The sequence below is a fragment of the Thermophagus xiamenensis genome (assembly GCF_900112795.1).
Lineage (GTDB): Bacteria > Bacteroidota > Bacteroidia > Bacteroidales > Marinilabiliaceae > Thermophagus > Thermophagus xiamenensis.
Map to the genome: position 1 here is coordinate 19,961 of NZ_FONA01000001.1, position 16,351 is coordinate 36,311.

At 42.1% G+C, this 16,351-nt stretch carries 18 protein-coding genes; all 18 read left to right on the plus strand.

Annotation, left to right across the window (positions count from 1 at the left end; genetic code table 11):
• The first annotated feature begins 23 nt into the window (after positions 1-23).
• The 18 genes from trpD (at position 24) to BM130_RS00170 (ending at position 16,129) form a co-directional block, all read left to right on the plus strand.
• A complete protein-coding gene (gene trpD, locus BM130_RS00080; RefSeq protein WP_010527323.1) occupies positions 24-1,019 on the plus strand; it encodes an anthranilate phosphoribosyltransferase in 996 nt (331 codons plus the stop codon).
• Between the two features lie 70 nt (positions 1,020-1,089).
• Positions 1,090-1,884, plus strand: a complete 795-nt coding sequence (trpC, locus tag BM130_RS00085; protein WP_010527322.1) for an indole-3-glycerol phosphate synthase TrpC — start codon at positions 1,090-1,092, stop codon at positions 1,882-1,884.
• 39 nt (positions 1,885-1,923) lie between these two features.
• Positions 1,924-2,535, plus strand: coding sequence for a phosphoribosylanthranilate isomerase (locus BM130_RS00090; protein ID WP_237706116.1), 612 nt, complete (start codon positions 1,924-1,926; stop codon positions 2,533-2,535).
• A gap of 168 nt (positions 2,536-2,703) precedes the next feature.
• On the plus strand, positions 2,704-3,909 hold the full coding sequence (trpB, locus tag BM130_RS00095) for a tryptophan synthase subunit beta (RefSeq protein WP_010527320.1): 1,206 nt from the start codon (positions 2,704-2,706) through the stop codon (positions 3,907-3,909).
• A 110-nt stretch (positions 3,910-4,019) separates the two neighbouring features.
• Complete coding sequence (gene trpA, locus BM130_RS00100; RefSeq protein ID WP_010527319.1) at positions 4,020-4,793, plus strand: tryptophan synthase subunit alpha; 774 nt, start codon at positions 4,020-4,022, stop codon at positions 4,791-4,793.
• 607 nt (positions 4,794-5,400) lie between these two features.
• Positions 5,401-6,264 (plus strand): formyltetrahydrofolate deformylase, encoded by an 864-nt coding sequence (gene purU / locus BM130_RS00110; protein WP_010527317.1) that lies wholly within the window; start codon positions 5,401-5,403, stop codon positions 6,262-6,264.
• 10 nt (positions 6,265-6,274) lie between these two features.
• Positions 6,275-6,805 (plus strand): TlpA family protein disulfide reductase, encoded by a 531-nt coding sequence (locus tag BM130_RS00115; RefSeq protein ID WP_081474940.1) that lies wholly within the window; start codon positions 6,275-6,277, stop codon positions 6,803-6,805.
• Positions 6,805-7,407 carry an imidazole glycerol phosphate synthase subunit HisH gene (gene hisH / locus BM130_RS00120; protein WP_010527315.1) on the plus strand — a complete coding sequence of 201 codons (603 nt, stop codon included), beginning with the start codon at positions 6,805-6,807 and terminating at the stop codon, positions 7,405-7,407. Before BM130_RS00115 ends, hisH begins: the two co-directional genes overlap by 1 nt.
• Positions 7,408-7,438: 31 nt before the next feature.
• Positions 7,439-8,173 carry a 1-(5-phosphoribosyl)-5-[(5-phosphoribosylamino)methylideneamino]imidazole-4-carboxamide isomerase gene (gene hisA, locus BM130_RS00125; protein WP_010527314.1) on the plus strand — a complete coding sequence of 245 codons (735 nt, stop codon included), beginning with the start codon at positions 7,439-7,441 and terminating at the stop codon, positions 8,171-8,173.
• 123 nt (positions 8,174-8,296) lie between these two features.
• Positions 8,297-8,656, plus strand: a complete 360-nt coding sequence (locus BM130_RS00130) for a four helix bundle protein (protein WP_010527313.1) — start codon at positions 8,297-8,299, stop codon at positions 8,654-8,656.
• 85 nt (positions 8,657-8,741) lie between these two features.
• A complete protein-coding gene (gene hisF / locus BM130_RS00135; protein ID WP_010527312.1) occupies positions 8,742-9,497 on the plus strand; it encodes an imidazole glycerol phosphate synthase subunit HisF in 756 nt (251 codons plus the stop codon).
• A gap of 264 nt (positions 9,498-9,761) precedes the next feature.
• Positions 9,762-10,358, plus strand: a complete 597-nt coding sequence (gene hisIE / locus BM130_RS00140) for a bifunctional phosphoribosyl-AMP cyclohydrolase/phosphoribosyl-ATP diphosphatase HisIE (protein WP_010527311.1) — start codon at positions 9,762-9,764, stop codon at positions 10,356-10,358.
• Positions 10,359-10,610: 252 nt separating this feature from the next.
• Entirely contained in the window at positions 10,611-11,168 is a 558-nt protein-coding gene (locus tag BM130_RS00145; protein WP_010527310.1) for an HD domain-containing protein, read from the plus strand.
• 38 nt (positions 11,169-11,206) lie between these two features.
• A complete protein-coding gene (locus BM130_RS00150; protein WP_010527309.1) occupies positions 11,207-11,959 on the plus strand; it encodes an acyl-[acyl-carrier-protein] thioesterase in 753 nt (250 codons plus the stop codon).
• A gap of 163 nt (positions 11,960-12,122) precedes the next feature.
• Positions 12,123-13,715 (plus strand): tetrathionate reductase family octaheme c-type cytochrome, encoded by a 1,593-nt coding sequence (locus tag BM130_RS00155; RefSeq protein ID WP_010527308.1) that lies wholly within the window; start codon positions 12,123-12,125, stop codon positions 13,713-13,715.
• A gap of 11 nt (positions 13,716-13,726) precedes the next feature.
• Positions 13,727-14,365: a cytochrome b/b6 domain-containing protein gene (locus BM130_RS00160; protein ID WP_010527307.1), complete on the plus strand. Its 639-nt coding sequence runs from the start codon at positions 13,727-13,729 to the stop codon at positions 14,363-14,365.
• A 19-nt stretch (positions 14,366-14,384) separates the two neighbouring features.
• Entirely contained in the window at positions 14,385-14,909 is a 525-nt protein-coding gene (locus tag BM130_RS00165) for a YeeE/YedE thiosulfate transporter family protein (protein WP_010527306.1), read from the plus strand.
• A 20-nt stretch (positions 14,910-14,929) separates the two neighbouring features.
• Complete coding sequence (locus tag BM130_RS00170) at positions 14,930-16,129, plus strand: YeeE/YedE thiosulfate transporter family protein (RefSeq protein WP_010527305.1); 1,200 nt, start codon at positions 14,930-14,932, stop codon at positions 16,127-16,129.
• Positions 16,130-16,351 lie beyond the last annotated feature (222 nt).

The window sequence follows — 16,351 nt, forward strand, 5'->3', positions numbered from 1 at the left end:
TTAACCAAAAAATTTTGAATACCATGTTACAACATACATTAACCAGACTTTTTAATTACAATACACTATCACGAGAAGAAGCAAAAGAAATCCTCATCAATATTACCAGTGAGAATTACAGCCAATCGGAAGTGGTGGCTTTTCTCTCTGTCTTCATGATGCGTCCGGTAACAGTAGAAGAACTCTCAGGTTTTCGTGATGGCCTTATGGAACAATGCAAAACCATAGACCTCTCTGATTTCGAAACCATTGACATGTGTGGCACCGGTGGCGACGGGAAAAACACCTTTAACATATCTACCCTGGCATCATTGGTTGTGGCAGGTGCAGGCTATAAAGTGGCCAAGCACGGGAACGCAGGGGTTAGTTCGGCATGTGGCTCGTCCAATGTTATGGAATATTTTGGATATAAATTCACCAACGATAATGACCGGTTAAAGAAACAGACAGATAAAGCGGGTATTTGCTTCCTTCATGCACCACTTTTCCATCCGGCCATGAAGGCGGTAGGTCCTATCCGTCGCGAATTGGGCATTAAAACCTTCTTTAATATGTTGGGGCCAATGGTTAATCCCTCGAATCCGCAAAATCAACTGGTGGGCGTTTTCAGCCTGGAGCTTAGTCGCATCTATCAATATATCTACCAGGAAACCAATAAAAACTTTAGCATTGTACACAGTATCGACGGCTATGATGAAGTTTCATTGACCGATTCCTTTAAGGTAATTTCTCATAGAGGAGAAAAATTGCTCTCGCCGCAAGACATTAACCTTCCAAAAAATAAACCTGAAGAGATTTTTGGGGGTAACACTGTCGAAGAGTCGGCCGCCGTTTTTAAAAAGGTACTGAACGGTGAAGGTTCCGATGCTCAAAACAACACTGTTTTAGTAAATGCAGCTTTAGCCATCCAAACCATGGACGACTCATTATCTTTTGAGCAATGCATGGAAAAAGCCCGTAGTTCGCTTTTTGACGGAAAAGCTTCTGATGCACTTAAAAAACTTCTTGAATTACAATAACTTTAAAAAAAAACAATGTGCCTTAGTGCTTTTGGCTGAAGACACTTAATTATTTCAACACCTTAGAATTATGAATATTCTCGATACAATAGTTGCCCAAAAAAAGAAAGAGTTGCAAGAGATTAAAGAAAAGGTATCGGTAAAAGAACTGCAGTATTACAGGCACTTTTCATCGCCGGTAACTTCATTGAAAAAAAGTTTGGCAGAAAATACCGAATTCCCCATCATTGCAGAGTTTAAACGAAAATCACCATCAAAAGGCAATATACATATCGATGCCAACATAAAAGATGTCGTAAAAGGCTATCAGTTGGCAGGTGTCTCAGGCATTTCGGTGCTTACCGACACACAATTTTTTGGTGGTTCGAATGAGGATTTAAGCGATGCCCGCGATTTAACCTCAGTCCCAATTCTTCGGAAAGAATTTATTATCGACCCCTACCAGGTATACGAAGCCAAGGCTATTGGTGCCGGTGCCATTTTACTTATTGCGGCCATCCTGACAAAGGAAGAGGCCCGCGATTTGGCAGCCCTGGCCAACTACCTCGGATTGGAAGTCTTAATGGAAATCCATGACATGCAGGAAGTAGAAAAACTAAACAGTTACGTTGACATGGTCGGCATTAACAACCGAAACCTTAAAACGTTCGAAGTAAATTTGGAGCATGCCGCCACCCTGGCTTCTGCACTGCCGGATGACATTCTTCCCATTGCTGAGAGTGGTATTCATTCGGCTCGCGATATTCTTTTCTTAAAAGAGGCAGGGTTCAAAGGATTCCTCATAGGTGAGTATTTCATGAAACATGACCATCCGGAAAAAGCGTGCATGAATCTTAAAGAAGAGTTAATAAAAATACAAGTATAATCCGATATGGACAAAAGCATTAAAATAAAGGTTTGCGGAATGCGAGAACACGCCAATATTGAAGCATTGGTCACATTGCAACCCGACTATATTGGTTTTATCTTCTATCCCAAAAGCCCCAGATATGCCGGTGATATCTTAAAGTCACATACAACTAAAAACATCCCCGCCACCATAAAAAAAACGGGCGTATTTGTCAATGCCGACAACAAGACCATTACTGACATTGCCAAAATTCACAACCTAAACGCTGTTCAGTTACATGGCGAAGAGTCACCCGAACAATGCCGGCAATTACAAGCCGAAGGTCTTGAAGTGATAAAAGCTTTTAAACTCACTCAAGCATCCGATTTACAGGCAACCAATGCTTATCACGCTTCATGCCACTTTTTCCTTTTCGATACCCCCACCCGACATTATGGGGGTAGTGGGAAAAAATTCGACTGGTCTGTTTTATCTCATTATAAAGGCAATAAACCCTTTTTCCTTAGTGGTGGCATCGGCGAGGAGGACATTAATGCCATCATCGAAAAATGTCCCCTAAAACCCTATGCCGTGGATATTAACAGCCGTTTTGAAACAGAACCAGGACTGAAAGATATTCAATCCATTCAAAGATTTTTGGCCTCAATCAAAAAATTTAATTTTTAACCAACAACACAGAAAACAGAAGGATGAATGGATGACAATAACATGAAACGCTTAAATTCCGGCCCAAAAATCCAAATCCTTTAATACCGTAAATAAGCAAAACCTGATAACCGTAAAAACATCCTTAAGCATCAACCATTAAAAGGCAATAAAAAATTAATATTAATCATGACAAAAGAAGAACTCTCAAAGTCATTTCATCCCGACGAAAAAGGATTCTACGGTCCTTTCGGGGGAGCATTTATTCCTGAAATGCTCATTCCCAACATCGAAAACCTTAAAAAAAACTATTTAAAAGTAATCCATTCCGAAACGTTTAAAAAAGAATTCAAGTCATTATTGCAAGATTATGCCGGCAGACCCACCCCGCTTTATTATGCCAGCCGACTCTCAAAAAAATACAATAGTCACATATGGCTCAAACGAGAAGACCTGACACATACAGGCAGCCATAAAATCAACAACACCATAGGACAAATCCTACTGGCCCGCGAAATGGGGAAAAAACGTATCATTGCCGAAACCGGTGCCGGACAACATGGAGTAGCCACAGCCACCGTTTGCGCACTGGCAGGCCTCGAATGCATCGTTTATATGGGTGAAATCGATATTAAACGGCAAGCACCGAACGTTGCCCGCATGAAAATGTTAGGGGCCGAAGTGAGAGCCGCCACCTCAGGCAGCCGAACCTTAAAAGATGCCACCAACGAGGCTATTCGCGACTGGATAGCTCATCCCACTGAAACCTATTACCTTATTGGGTCGGTAGTAGGCCCCCACCCTTATCCCGACCTGGTGGCAAGACTACAATCAATCATCAGTGAAGAATCGAAACAACAATTCCGGGAAAAAACCGGAAATGAATTCCCCGATTATGTTGTGGCCTGTGTTGGCGGAGGCTCAAACGCAGCAGGTTCATTCTATCATTTTCTTGAACATCCTCAGGTAAAGCTTATCGGAGCCGAAGCTGCCGGAATGGGATTGTCATCGGGAAAAACAGCAGCATCCATGGCACTCGGAGAAACCGGCATCATTCATGGTAGCATGACCTACCTTATGCAAACCGATGACGGACAAATCACGGAACCCTACAGCATTTCTGCCGGATTAGACTATCCGGGTGTAGGACCGCTTCATGCCTGGTTAAACAAATCGGGAAGAGCCAAATATTTATCGGTCACTGATAAAGAAGCACTGCAAGCCGCTTTGCTGCTCACAAGAGAAGAAGGTATCATCCCTGCTCTGGAATCGGCTCATGCCCTGGCAGCTCTTAATCAGATGGAAATAAAACCTGATGACAATGTTATTATCACCATTTCGGGTAGAGGAGATAAAGATATGCAAACCTTTATGGACCAACTAAACTTAGTGTAGCAAAATTTTACATCATCATTTTTTGTTGATGCCATTTTCCCGAAAGGATATAATTAATCTCTTGGAATAAAGAAACGAACCATTCTTAAAACCAATAACACATATATTGTATGAACAAACTCACTAATGTGTTCAACCACAATAGCAATCTGCTTTCTATTTATTTCACGGCAGGTTTTCCTAACGCGGATAGTACCCTTCATGTATTAAAAGCACTGGAACAAGGCGGCACCGATTTTGTAGAAGTAGGTATCCCCTATTCCGACCCTCTGGCTGATGGCCCTGTGATTCAAAACAGCAGTTCCAGAGCGTTAGCCAACGGCATGTCCCTAAAAATGCTTTTTGACCAACTAAAAGAACTAAAAAACACAGTTAACATTCCGGTCATTTTAATGGGCTACCTTAATCCCATCCTCAAATTTGGTATCGAATCATTCATTGAAAACTGCCGACAAGTGGGTGTAAGCGGGCTCATCATCCCTGACCTTCCCTATGAAATCTATTTGGAAAAGTATCAAACCCTATTTGAACAAAATAATATCAGCAATATTTTTCTGATAACGCCCCAAACCGGCGAAGAAAGAATCAGAAAACTGGACAGGGCATCCACCTCTTTTCTCTATATGGTCTCTTCGGCAGCAGTTACCGGTGTAAGGGATGGCCTATCGGAAAGCCAAATTCAATATTTCGAGCGGATAAAAAACATGCAACTCAAAACACCTGCCATGGTAGGTTTTGGAATTAGCAATCATAAAACCTACCGCGAAGTTTGTCGTTATGCCCATGGCGCCATTGTGGGTAGTGCCTTTATTAAACATCTGGAAACCCATGGTGATGATGCCAGTGAAATAATTAAATTCGTAAAAAATCTCAAAAACAACTAATAAATAACCGTTCTACACCACCCCTGCACCTTTAAATTATTACTTTTGTATGGTTTTTACCTTAAAAAGGCCCACGTCTGCGGGGATTTGTAATCCACGCAGAACGAAATGTGGATTTACAATCCACATAAACAAACTAAAAGAAAAAAGTTTAAAATATGATTTAATATTTATCGAGTTTAATAAAGGGATTAAAAAGCTAGAAAATAATGCGTTGTGGATTGCAAATCCACAACGACCGTTAGTTTGTGGGAGCATACTAACAACAAAAAAATCAATAACTAAATGACTATTGACTAACCACTAATGACTATTAACCACGTCTGCGGGGATTTGTAATCCACGCAGAACGAAAGATGTGGATTTACAATCCACATAAACAAACTAAAAGAAAAAAGTTTAAAATATGATTTAGTCTTTATCGGGTATAATAAAGGGATTAAAAAGCCAGAAAATAATGCGTTGTGGATTGCAAATCCACAACGACCGTGTAGTTTGTGGAAGCATACTAACAACTAAAAAACTAATAACTAAATGACTATTGACTAACCACTAATGACTAATTTTAAGAACCAATAATTCAATAAAATAAGTAAATTTTATATGAATGAAGAATAAAGAAACGGCAATATTAAGGATTCATTGTCCTGACCAAAGAGGCATTGTTGCCAGAGTAACGGAATTTATCTATCAAAACAACGGAAACATTGTTGCGTTAGACCAATACACCAACACAGCAGAGAAACGCTTTTTCATGCGTGTTGAATGGGAGTTGGAAAATTTCTTGCTTGAGCGTAATGACATAGCCGCGGTTTTTGGGCCACTTTTAGGGAAACCGCTCGAAATGGTTTGGGACTTAAAGTTTTCCGATAACGTGCCCAAAATGGCAATTTTCGTATCCCAAAGTTCCCATTGTCTTTACGACCTCTTGGCACGTTATAAAGCCGGAGAATGGAAGGTAAAAATACCTGTTATCATCAGTAACCACAACAATTTGGAAGAAGTAGCGGCACAATTCAACATCCCGTTCTTCCATATCCCAATAAACAAAGACAACAAAAAAGAGCAAGAACAAAAAGAACTGGAAATTCTTAACAAACACCAGATTGATTTTATTGTATTGGCTCGGTACATGCAAATTCTTTCTGCCGATTTTGTTAAAAACTATCCCAACCGTATTATTAACATACACCATTCCTTTCTTCCGGCCTTTGCCGGCGCAAAACCCTATCATGCGGCACATTCCAGAGGCGTGAAAATTATTGGAGCCACCAGTCACTATGTAACTTCCGATTTGGATGCCGGTCCTATCATTGAGCAGGACGTCATTCGCATTTCGCACCACGACACTGTGGAAAGTCTCATTCAAAAAGGAAAAGACATTGAAAAAATCGTTCTTTCGCGGGCTGTTAAAGCTCATCTCGAAAGAAAGACACTTGTTTATAAAAATAAAACAATTGTTTTTGAATAAACAGCAACATATGAAACGAACACTAACAGCTACAATCTCTTATTTATTAATATACTTATGCATGTACGGGCAAAACCCAGGTGATAATCGAGGTTATATAGTAAAAACCGGTGATGAAGCCCCGCTATTTGAAACCACCCTTGCCAATGGCGAAACCTTCCGGCTAAAAGATTTCCGAGGCAAGGTGGTGATGCTGCAATTCACTGCCAGCTGGTGCGGTGTATGCCGCAAAGAGATGCCCCACATCGAAAAAGAGATATGGCAAAAGCACAAAGACAACGGCCTTATAGTTGTAGGCATAGACCGCGACGAACCATTGGAAACCGTTAAAAAGTTTGCTACAGAAACCGGGATAACCTACCCGCTGGCATTAGACCCCGGTGCCGAAATATTTGGCCTGTACGCCGAAAAGAAAGCCGGCGTCACCCGAAATGTGCTCATCGACCGGAATGGTAAGATTGTTTTTCTGACCCGCCTTTTTAACCCCGACGAGTTTAAAGCTTTGGTAAATAAAATTGACTCATTAATGGAACTAAAGTAATGAATATAGCCATCATAAAATATAATGCCGGTAACATCCGTTCGGTAAGTTTTGCCTTAGAACGGTTAGGGTACAAACCCATTATCACCGGCGACCATGATACCATCCGAAAAGCCGACAAAGTAATTTTCCCGGGTGTGGGTGAAGCCAGCACCACCATGGCCTTCCTGAAACAGAACGGACTGCATGAACTTATTCCATCGCTCACGCAACCGGTATTGGGCATTTGCCTGGGATTACAACTCATGTGCAAATATTCGGAAGAAGGAGATACCGAATGCCTCGGCATCTTTAATGCCCCGGTAAAAAAATTCATCCCTCTGAAAGATGTATCACCAAAACAAAAAATACCGCACATGGGGTGGAATAACCTGACGCATGTCAAAAGTCCTTTATTCAATCCGGAGCTGGAAGGTGAATTTGTCTATTTTGTGCATAGCTATTATGTTCCAACCGGCGCCGAAACCATTGCTCAAGCCAATTACATTCACCCTTTTAGTGCGGCGCTGCAAAAAGATAATTTCTTTGCCACCCAGTTCCACCCCGAGAAAAGCGGTTCAGTGGGCGAACAAATATTAAAAAACTTCTTATCGCTTAAATAAACCTGTTTAGCCAAACAAACAACCATTTCAGATGAAGGCCATAGAACTTATTCCTGCCATAGATATCATAGGGGGCAAATGTGTCCGTCTCAGCAAAGGTGATTACGATACAAAAAAAGTGTACAACGAGAATCCGCTGGAGGTAGCCCTGCAATTTGAGGATGCCGGCATCCGGCGCCTTCACCTGGTAGACCTCGATGGCGCCAAAGAAGGAAGAATCATCAACTATAAAATTCTGGAAAAAATAGCATCCCGTACCAATCTGATTATTGACTTTGGCGGTGGCCTCAAAACATCCGATGACCTCAGAATTGCCTTTGAATGTGGTGCTCAAATGGTCACGGGAGGCAGCATTGCCGTAAAAAATCCTGATGAATTTCTGTCGTGGCTCGAAAAATATTCGCCCGACAAAATCATCCTGGGTTCTGATACCAAAGATGGAAAAATCGCGGTTTCGGGATGGACTGAGACGGCCGAAACCGACCTGTTCGATTTTCTGGATAGCTATGTTCAAAAAGGCATCACAAAAACCATCTGCACCGACATCAGCAAAGACGGCATGTTGAAAGGTCCCGCAATAGAATTATACAAAAACATCCTGCAACGCTTTCCGGACCTTTACCTCATCGCCAGTGGAGGCGTCAGCTGCATGAAAGACATCGATGCACTTGAAGCAGCGGGCATCCCCGCCGTCATCTTCGGCAAGGCCATTTATGAGGGGCGGATAAGAGTGGAAGAGCTGAGCAAAAAGTTGATTGGCGGATGATACAAGGCAGAAGTGCACAGGCAGAAGGCAGAAGGGTGAAAGGGAATTTTAACTTTACTGAAAAAAGTCATTTTACAAAGTGCGTTTTATTATAAATTTAATTTTACAATAAAACCATAAATCATGAAAACCTATCGAGAACTGATTGTATGGCAAAAAGCAATGGATTTGGTCTGTCTGATTTATGAGTTAACATCCACTTTCCCAAAAGAAGAAGTTTATTCCCTCACCAGCCAATTAAGAAGAGCGTCAGTTTCCATTCCCAGCAATATAGCTGAAGGTTACGGACGAAACAGTTTAAATGATTACATTAGACATTTGCAAATTGCAGCCGGTTCCCTATATGAATTTCAAACGCAAATTGAAATAGCAAAACGACTAAATTTTTTGAACGATGAAGCTTTTTTAAAAGCCTACAGGCTCAGTACCGAAGTGGAAAAAATGTTGGCCTCTTTAATTACAAAATTGAAAAACAAACAATAGCAAAATGTATATCACTGCACAGCAGCAGAACACATGGAAGTAATCCCTTCTGCCTTCTGCCTGTGCACTAATTAACTTAAAAATTATGCTCTCAAAACGTATCATACCTTGTCTCGACATACGAAACGGGAAAACCGTTAAAGGCGTCAAGTTTCTCGACATTAAGGAAGTGGGCGACCCTGTAGAATTAGGGGCACTGTATGCCCGTCAGGGTGCTGACGAGCTGGTGTTTCTCGACATTACGGCCAGCCACGAAAAGCGAAAAACCTTTGCCGACCTGGTACTTCGTATCGCCCAACACATCAACATTCCTTTTACGGTAGGCGGGGGCATCAGTGAATTGAAAGATGCCGAAATTTTACTCAATGCCGGTGCCGATAAGATATCCATCAACTCATCAGCGGTACGTAACCCACAACTGATTAGTGACATGGCCAAACATTTCGGCAGTCAGTTTGTAGTAGTTGCAATAGATGCTAAACAAGTTGAGGACGATGATTGGGTGGTAACGGTTAATGGCGGACGTATCCCTACCGAAAAAAGATTATTCTCATGGGCCCGCGAAGCAGAAGACAGAGGAGCCGGTGAAATTCTTTTTACCAGTATGGACCACGATGGCGTTAAAAAAGGGTTTGCCAACGAAGCGCTGGCGCGTCTGTCCGAAGAACTGTCAATACCCATAATAGCCTCGGGTGGTGCCGGCGCTAAAGAACATTTCAAAGATGTCTTTACCATCGGAAAAGCAGATGCCGGACTGGCAGCAAGTATTTTTCACTTTAATGAAATTCCCATTCCGGAATTAAAAGATTATCTGCGAAGTCATAATATTCCGGTCAGATAAAAATTAGATTACAACCTCAATCCAATATTATTATCTTTGCAATCTTTAAGTTGCTTTTGTTTCTCAACAATTTTTTTATAAGTACCAAGGAGCGTGTCTGAAAAATCCTATTTATATACTTTGAGATACCCCTCAAGCAACTCACTTATATCATGCAAAAACAACCAATAAAAAAACGCAACTTGATATAACGATAAATTCTTGAGAAACTTTCAGTTTAGCAACACTATTAGAAAATACATTTTAGACCAAAATAAAGAAACCATGCAATTAGACTTTTCAAAATTAGGGAACGGACTTCTTCCGGCCATCATTCAGGATGCGGATACCAACGTTGTTCTTATGCTGGGATTTATGAATGAAGAAGCCTTTGAAAAAACCCAAAAAGAGAAAAAAGTCACCTTTTATAGTCGCACCAAACAACGATTGTGGACAAAAGGCGAAGAATCAGGTAACTTTCTGGAAGTAGTCAAAATCATTTCCGACTGCGATAATGATACCATATTGATTAAAGCCCATCCGGCCGGTCCGGTATGTCATACCGGTAACGACACCTGTTTCGCCGAATCCAATAAAGGAAATATCGATTTTCTGGTAGCGCTGCAAGACCTTATTGACAGTAGACGTCAAACCATGCCCGAAGGCTCTTACACCACCTCTTTGTTTAAAAAAGGCATTAATAAAATAGCCCAGAAAGTGGGTGAAGAAGCTGTTGAGACAGTCATTGAAGCCAAAGACCACAACGATGATTTATTTCTGAACGAAGCGGCCGACCTCACCTACCACCTGTTGGTATTACTCACGGCCAAAGGCTTTCGGATTGAAGATGTGGTAAAAGTTTTACAACAAAGACATAAATAGCCCGCAAACTTCATCTAAGTTATTGGTCGAATGGAATTAAAGGTTAGAGATATTAGGGGATAGTGGTTAGTCATTAGTGGTTAGTGGTTAATCATTGGTGATTACTTATTTAGTCATTAGGTTATAGTAGTTTGTGGAAACAAACTAATAACTAAAAAACTAATTACTGATTACTAATTACTAATGACTATTGACTAATCACTATTAACTAATCACTTTTATCTAACAATAACCGATTAGCAATAAAACAAAATGACTCTGATAAAGAGAGATGTAGCCATCTCAATATTGGATAAATATTATCCCGGGAATCATCCGGCCAGGAATATATTACTGACACACAGCCGAAAGGTTCAACAAAAAGCGCTTCAAATAGCCGACTTACATCCCGAACTAAATGCCGACCGACAGTTTATAGCTGAAGCAGCGATGCTGCACGATATCGGCATCTTTCTGACTTATGCGCCGGAAATAGGGTGCAACGGAACAAATCCATACATATGTCATGGCTACCTGGGGCGTGAAATCCTGGAAAAAGAAGGCTTGCCTTGTCATGCACTGGTTTGTGAAAGACATACAGGGACAGGCTTAACAGCAGAAGAAATAAAAAGCCAAAAGCTTCCGCTTCCGGTTAGAGAGATGGTTCCCCTTTCCATTGAAGAACAAATCATCTGCTTTGCGGATAAATTTTTCAGCAAAGGACGTAACCCCGAAAGAGAAAAAAGCATCGATGAAATAACCCGTTCTCTGAAAAAATATGGCAACGATAAAATTGAGACTTTTTTAAAATGGAAAAACATATTTCTATAAATTATAAATAAAAAACCTCATTAAACCCACGCATCCACATGAACACTGAAATCTGGAAAGAACCGGTCACCATCTCTTCATTCGACGTAGGGGCTTCCGGCTGTTTGGAACCCACATATCTTATGAAACATCTTCAGGAGGCGGCTGCCAAACATGCCATCGTACTTGGCGTAGGCTTTGAAGAGCTAAAAAAAGATAATATTTTCTGGGCTCTGACCCACCTTCAGGTCGAAATCGAACGCTGGCCCCTCATGATGGAACAAGTCACCGTAGAAACATGGCCACGAAATATTCAAAAATTATATACTACCCGCGATTTTTTAGTTAAAGATAAGAGCGACAATATCCTCATCCGAGCATCCTCAGCCTGGATTATGGTGGATATATCCCGAAAAAGGCCTGTACGACCTTATGACCGGCTACAAAACAAACCTTTTGTTCCTGCGATTATGGCATTGGGCGATTTTCCCACCACCCTCAACCGGATTCCGGACAACATCAAACTGACGGAGCATCGTCGACAGGTTGTCTATTCAGACCTCGACATTAATCACCATGTGAACAATACCCGTTACATGGAATGGCTCATGGATGCCATTGACCCCACAAATATTGAAATCACCTCTTTCAATCTCCATTTCTCCAACGAATTCAGGAAAGGGGAAGCGGTAAACATAAAAACAGGTAAACCAAATACTGATACCAATCACTTGATATTTGAAATTGAACATCAATCAACAGGTAAAACCGGTTGCAGCGGAGAAATTTATTTTAAGCCGATTCAACAATAAACACTTAGCATTTAGGCCCGCCCATCCCTTTATTTAAAATCAATCTTGTTATAAATTGTTATTTATACATATCTATTCTTTTATATATTTTTATTATTATTTATTTTTATTGCCGATAAACCTTTCAGTGCATTAACAACAAACAACCAAATAAAAGAGCTCTATGCAAAAGGTGGTTTTCTCGGTAATAGTATTCACCCTTGCCTTGCTGGCACTTTTACGCATTCTGTACACTCCCCCTCTGCCCAACCTGAAGGAGATGAAACTCAGGCAGGAATATGCTATCAAGCCCAAACCTGCCGTTGACCATTCACTGTTCCCTGAACTACAAAAAGACTTCAAGACCCCTCAGGAAGTTACCGAAGCCTGCATTGGATGTCACAACCAACGGCATAAAGAAATCATAGCTTCCAGTCACTGGAACTGGGAACGAATCTCTTATATAGAAGGTCGCGGTATTGCATCTATTGGCAAAAGCAATGTAATTAACAATTTCTGTATTGGTGCCACCTCAAACGAGCAGGCCTGTGCCAAATGTCACATCGGTTTTGGCATGGGTAGCGACCAGTTTAGCTTTGAAGCGGCCCGAAATGTGGATTGTATGGTATGCCACGACAACAGTGAAGAATACATCAAAGGAGCTTCCATGGCCGGCTATCCCGACCGGTCGGTTAACCTGACAAAGGTGGCTCAAAATGTGGGACGACCCCAAAGTATGAATTGCGGCTCATGCCATTTCTACAGTGGCGGCGGAAACAATGTGAAGCATGGCGATTTGGAAGACGCCTTACTTTCGGCAACCCGGGAAATAGACGTGCATATGGCCGTCAATGGCATAAACATGACCTGTGTGGATTGTCACTCTGCGGAAAACCATCAGATAAAAGGCAAACTCTATTCTGTTTCCTCCGGCAACGAAAATCGTCTCACTTGTGACCATTGTCATACCAACACTCCCCATATGGATAGAATGCTGAACCTGCATACTGCTCGTGTGGCTTGTCAAACCTGTCATATCCCAACCTATGCCAAAGTCAACCCCACCAAGATGGAGTGGCGATGGTCTGAAGCAGGAAAACTCATAGACGGTCAACCATATCACATTGTGGATACCATCACCGGTGCCGAAACATATATGTCAATCAAAGGCTCCTTTGTTTGGAAAACCAATGTGGAACCCGAATATTTTTGGTTCAATGGTCAGGCTTCCCATTACATCCTGGGCGACAAAGTAGATTCCATACCGGTTCAGGTGAACCGCTTGATGGGTTCGGCCAGTGACCCCCAATCCAAAATCTTCCCTGTTAAAGTTCACCGAGGTGACCAAATCTATGACCCCAAAACAAAAATGTTGATTCAGCCCAAATTATGGGCAGCGATAAAAGGCGACAGCGCTTATTGGCAGGACTTTGACTGGAACCTGGCTGCCGAAGCGGGCATGAAACGTGTCGGCCTTCCTTACAGCGGTGAATATGAATTTGTGGAAACCGAGATGTACTGGCCTGTAAACCATATGGTGGCACCAAAAGATATGGCTCTCTCCTGCGAAGAGTGTCACACGCGTCACAACAGCCGGTTGGCTTCGATAACCGACTTTTACATGCCGGGACGCGACACCAATGCCGGCATCGACCTTATAGGCAAGTTACTTATTATCGCGGCCATTACCGGTGTAATACTGCATACCCTGGGACGTATCGCTGCATCGGTAAAAAACAGAGAAATAGAAACTGAAGTAATCAACACCCATCAATAAAATTATCGGCCATGGCAAGAGTTTATATCTATAGAAAATTTGAACGTTTCTGGCATTGGACCCAGGCTATTCTCATATTTTACCTGGCCCTTACCGGTTTCGAAATTCATGGCAGTTATTCCTTTCTGGGTTATGAACAAGCAGTGAAGTCTCATCGAGTAGCTGCCTGGATGCTCCTCATTCTTATCGCCTTTTCCATTTTCTGGCATTTCACCACAGGCGAGTGGCGACAGTACATTCCCACATTTTCCAAACTTAAAGCACAAATTCGCTATTACACGGTAGGTATCTTCAAGGGAGAAAATCACCCAACCCGCAAGTCACCGAAAAGCAAGCTCAATCCCCTCCAGGCTCTCACTTACCTGGGTTTTAAGCTGGTAATGGCTCCAATGCTCATTATCACCGGTCTGATTTATATGTTTTACCGAACCATCGATGCCAACAATATGGTTATTATAAGCGACATACCACTGGAAACGATAGCCTCCATCCATACACTTGGAGCATACCTAATTATCATGTTTGCCATTGTTCACGTTTACATGACCACCACCGGTGAAACGCCCACCTCAAACATCAGGGCTATGATTACCGGTTATGAAGACCTTGAAACAGATGATGACAGCTCAAAAGCTACTGACACCAAATAACATCTAAGAAGAGTTAACTATGAACAAGAAAAATGGATATATGAATCCCTATCTTGCCGGAGTACTTCTGGGTTTCGTGTTGTTGACGACCATTTATATCACCGGACGTGGTTTGGGTGCCAGCGGCGCCATGAAGAGTGTAGCTGTTAGTGCAGTAAAAGCAGCTGCCCCGGAACATTACAGCAACACCCCTTATTACCGCAGCTATGCCGCTGACCATCCTCAGGGACCCATGAAGTCGTGGCTTGTATTCGAAATGCTGGGAGTATTGGTCGGGGCATTCTTCTCAGGCACCCTATCGGGACGCATAGGACTGAAATTGGAGAAAGGACCCGGTGTAACCAATGTTGGCCGTTTGGCAGGCGCCATAGCGGGAGGTTTTCTCTTTGGCTTTGGGAGCCAGCTGGGGCGGGGATGTACCAGCGGGTCGGCTCTCAGTGGGATGGCTGTCATGTCCTATGGTGGTATTGTCACGATGGTTGCCATATTTGGTGGCGCCTATGCATTTGCCTGGTTCTTCAGAAAAATGTGGATTTCACGATAACCCTAAAACAAGCATAAATTATGGCACCGTTAATTCCGGATATCATAGCTCCAGAATACAATTTTATTATTGCCTTTATTGTGGGCATAGGTTTTGGTTTTGCTCTCGAGCAGGCAGGCTTTTCCTCTACCCGAAAGCTGGTAGGTCTTTTCTACGGTTATGACTTTACCGTATTAAAAGTATTCTTCACAGCGGGGATTACAGCGATGATTGGCGTTCTGCTACTTGGACACCTTGAATTACTGAATACCAGCATTATTTTTGTCAATCCCACCTTTCTGCCTTCAGCCATCACAGGCGGATTAATTATGGGATTAGGTTTTGTGGTAGGAGGTTTTTGTCCCGGAACAAGTGCTTGTGCCGCTGCCATAGGAAAAATAGACGGATGGGCCTTCATTTTTGGCGCAACGCTGGGTATTTTCACTTTTGGCGAGTTTTTCCCTTTTCTGGAAAAATTATATATGGCCGACCCCCAAGGACCGGTACTTATTAACGAAGTTTTGGGAATAAAACCTGCCACTTTTGCATTGCTAATGACATTAATAGCCATAGTTGCATTTATGGCCACGGGGGTGATTGAAGATAAAGTAAACGGTAAAGCTGTAAAAATATTTAACGGGCAATGGAAAAATAAAGCGTTAGCAGCAGCAATACCGGTAATTTTAGTTGTCCTCATCATGGTCACCCCATCCCGAAAGGAATATGTTATGCAAAAATTAGAGGCACGAGCTGCGGCCGGTGAGTGCAAACCCGACCTTATTGATGCCGACCAACTGGCTTTCGAATTGATAAACAACTACTATCAATACAACGTCATCGATGTCAGAAGCCCGGAGGAGTACCAACAATTTCACATTGCCACAGCTATCAATATTCCGCTGGATGAATTGCATAACCCTGCATACCGCGAATTACTAAATCAACGTATACAAACTAATGTATTCTACGGTTCTACCCCTCTTCAGGCAAAGCAGGCCTGTCTCATTGCACGCTATCACGGAAATACTACCAGCCGTGCTCTTGCCGTTACAGCCCAGGAATTCAAACAGCTGTTCTATGAATATTCGGACATGCCTCAAAACCCCACTAAAGAGCAACAAACCCTGGTACTTTTTCGCCAACAGGCCGCTAAAAAAATGCAAGAAATAGAAAATAACCTGGCCGCAAAACAAAAACCGGTAAAGAAAAAAATTACCAGGGTTCAGGGTGGGTGTAGTTAATATTATCTAAAAAAAGATTGTCGGCTTGTTACTGCCCTTTATAAACGCCCTAAAAACCTAATTATATACGTTTTTTTCGTATAGCTTATTTTAAGACCATAATTTTTAACTCTACCCTTAAACCCCGATGGATTATTCAGGTCTGAAGAAGAAATTCTGGAGCACAGCAAAAACGGGGATTTAATTCAACCCAATGCCCAAGTTGGAGATATTCGTTTTGTT

Bases quoted from the DNA above. Each gene is read 5' to 3' on its own strand.
- hisA (WP_010527314.1), top strand. From the start codon at position 7,439: ATGAAGGCCATAGAACTTATTCCTGCCATAGATATCATAGGGGGCAAA.
- trpC (WP_010527322.1), top strand. From the start codon at position 1,090: ATGAATATTCTCGATACAATAGTTGCCCAAAAAAAGAAAGAGTTGCAA.
- BM130_RS00155 (WP_010527308.1), top strand. From the start codon at position 12,123: ATGCAAAAGGTGGTTTTCTCGGTAATAGTATTCACCCTTGCCTTGCTG.
- BM130_RS00115 (WP_081474940.1), top strand. From the start codon at position 6,275: ATGAAACGAACACTAACAGCTACAATCTCTTATTTATTAATATACTTA.
- trpD (WP_010527323.1), top strand. From the start codon at position 24: ATGTTACAACATACATTAACCAGACTTTTTAATTACAATACACTATCA.
- hisF (WP_010527312.1), top strand. From the start codon at position 8,742: ATGCTCTCAAAACGTATCATACCTTGTCTCGACATACGAAACGGGAAA.
- hisIE (WP_010527311.1), top strand. From the start codon at position 9,762: ATGCAATTAGACTTTTCAAAATTAGGGAACGGACTTCTTCCGGCCATC.
- BM130_RS00170 (WP_010527305.1), top strand. From the start codon at position 14,930: ATGGCACCGTTAATTCCGGATATCATAGCTCCAGAATACAATTTTATT.
- hisH (WP_010527315.1), top strand. From the start codon at position 6,805: ATGAATATAGCCATCATAAAATATAATGCCGGTAACATCCGTTCGGTA.
- BM130_RS00165 (WP_010527306.1), top strand. From the start codon at position 14,385: ATGAACAAGAAAAATGGATATATGAATCCCTATCTTGCCGGAGTACTT.
- BM130_RS00090 (WP_237706116.1), top strand. From the start codon at position 1,924: ATGCGAGAACACGCCAATATTGAAGCATTGGTCACATTGCAACCCGAC.
- purU (WP_010527317.1), top strand. From the start codon at position 5,401: ATGAAGAATAAAGAAACGGCAATATTAAGGATTCATTGTCCTGACCAA.
- trpB (WP_010527320.1), top strand. From the start codon at position 2,704: ATGACAAAAGAAGAACTCTCAAAGTCATTTCATCCCGACGAAAAAGGA.
- BM130_RS00130 (WP_010527313.1), top strand. From the start codon at position 8,297: ATGAAAACCTATCGAGAACTGATTGTATGGCAAAAAGCAATGGATTTG.
- BM130_RS00150 (WP_010527309.1), top strand. From the start codon at position 11,207: ATGAACACTGAAATCTGGAAAGAACCGGTCACCATCTCTTCATTCGAC.
- BM130_RS00145 (WP_010527310.1), top strand. From the start codon at position 10,611: ATGACTCTGATAAAGAGAGATGTAGCCATCTCAATATTGGATAAATAT.
- trpA (WP_010527319.1), top strand. From the start codon at position 4,020: ATGAACAAACTCACTAATGTGTTCAACCACAATAGCAATCTGCTTTCT.
- BM130_RS00160 (WP_010527307.1), top strand. From the start codon at position 13,727: ATGGCAAGAGTTTATATCTATAGAAAATTTGAACGTTTCTGGCATTGG.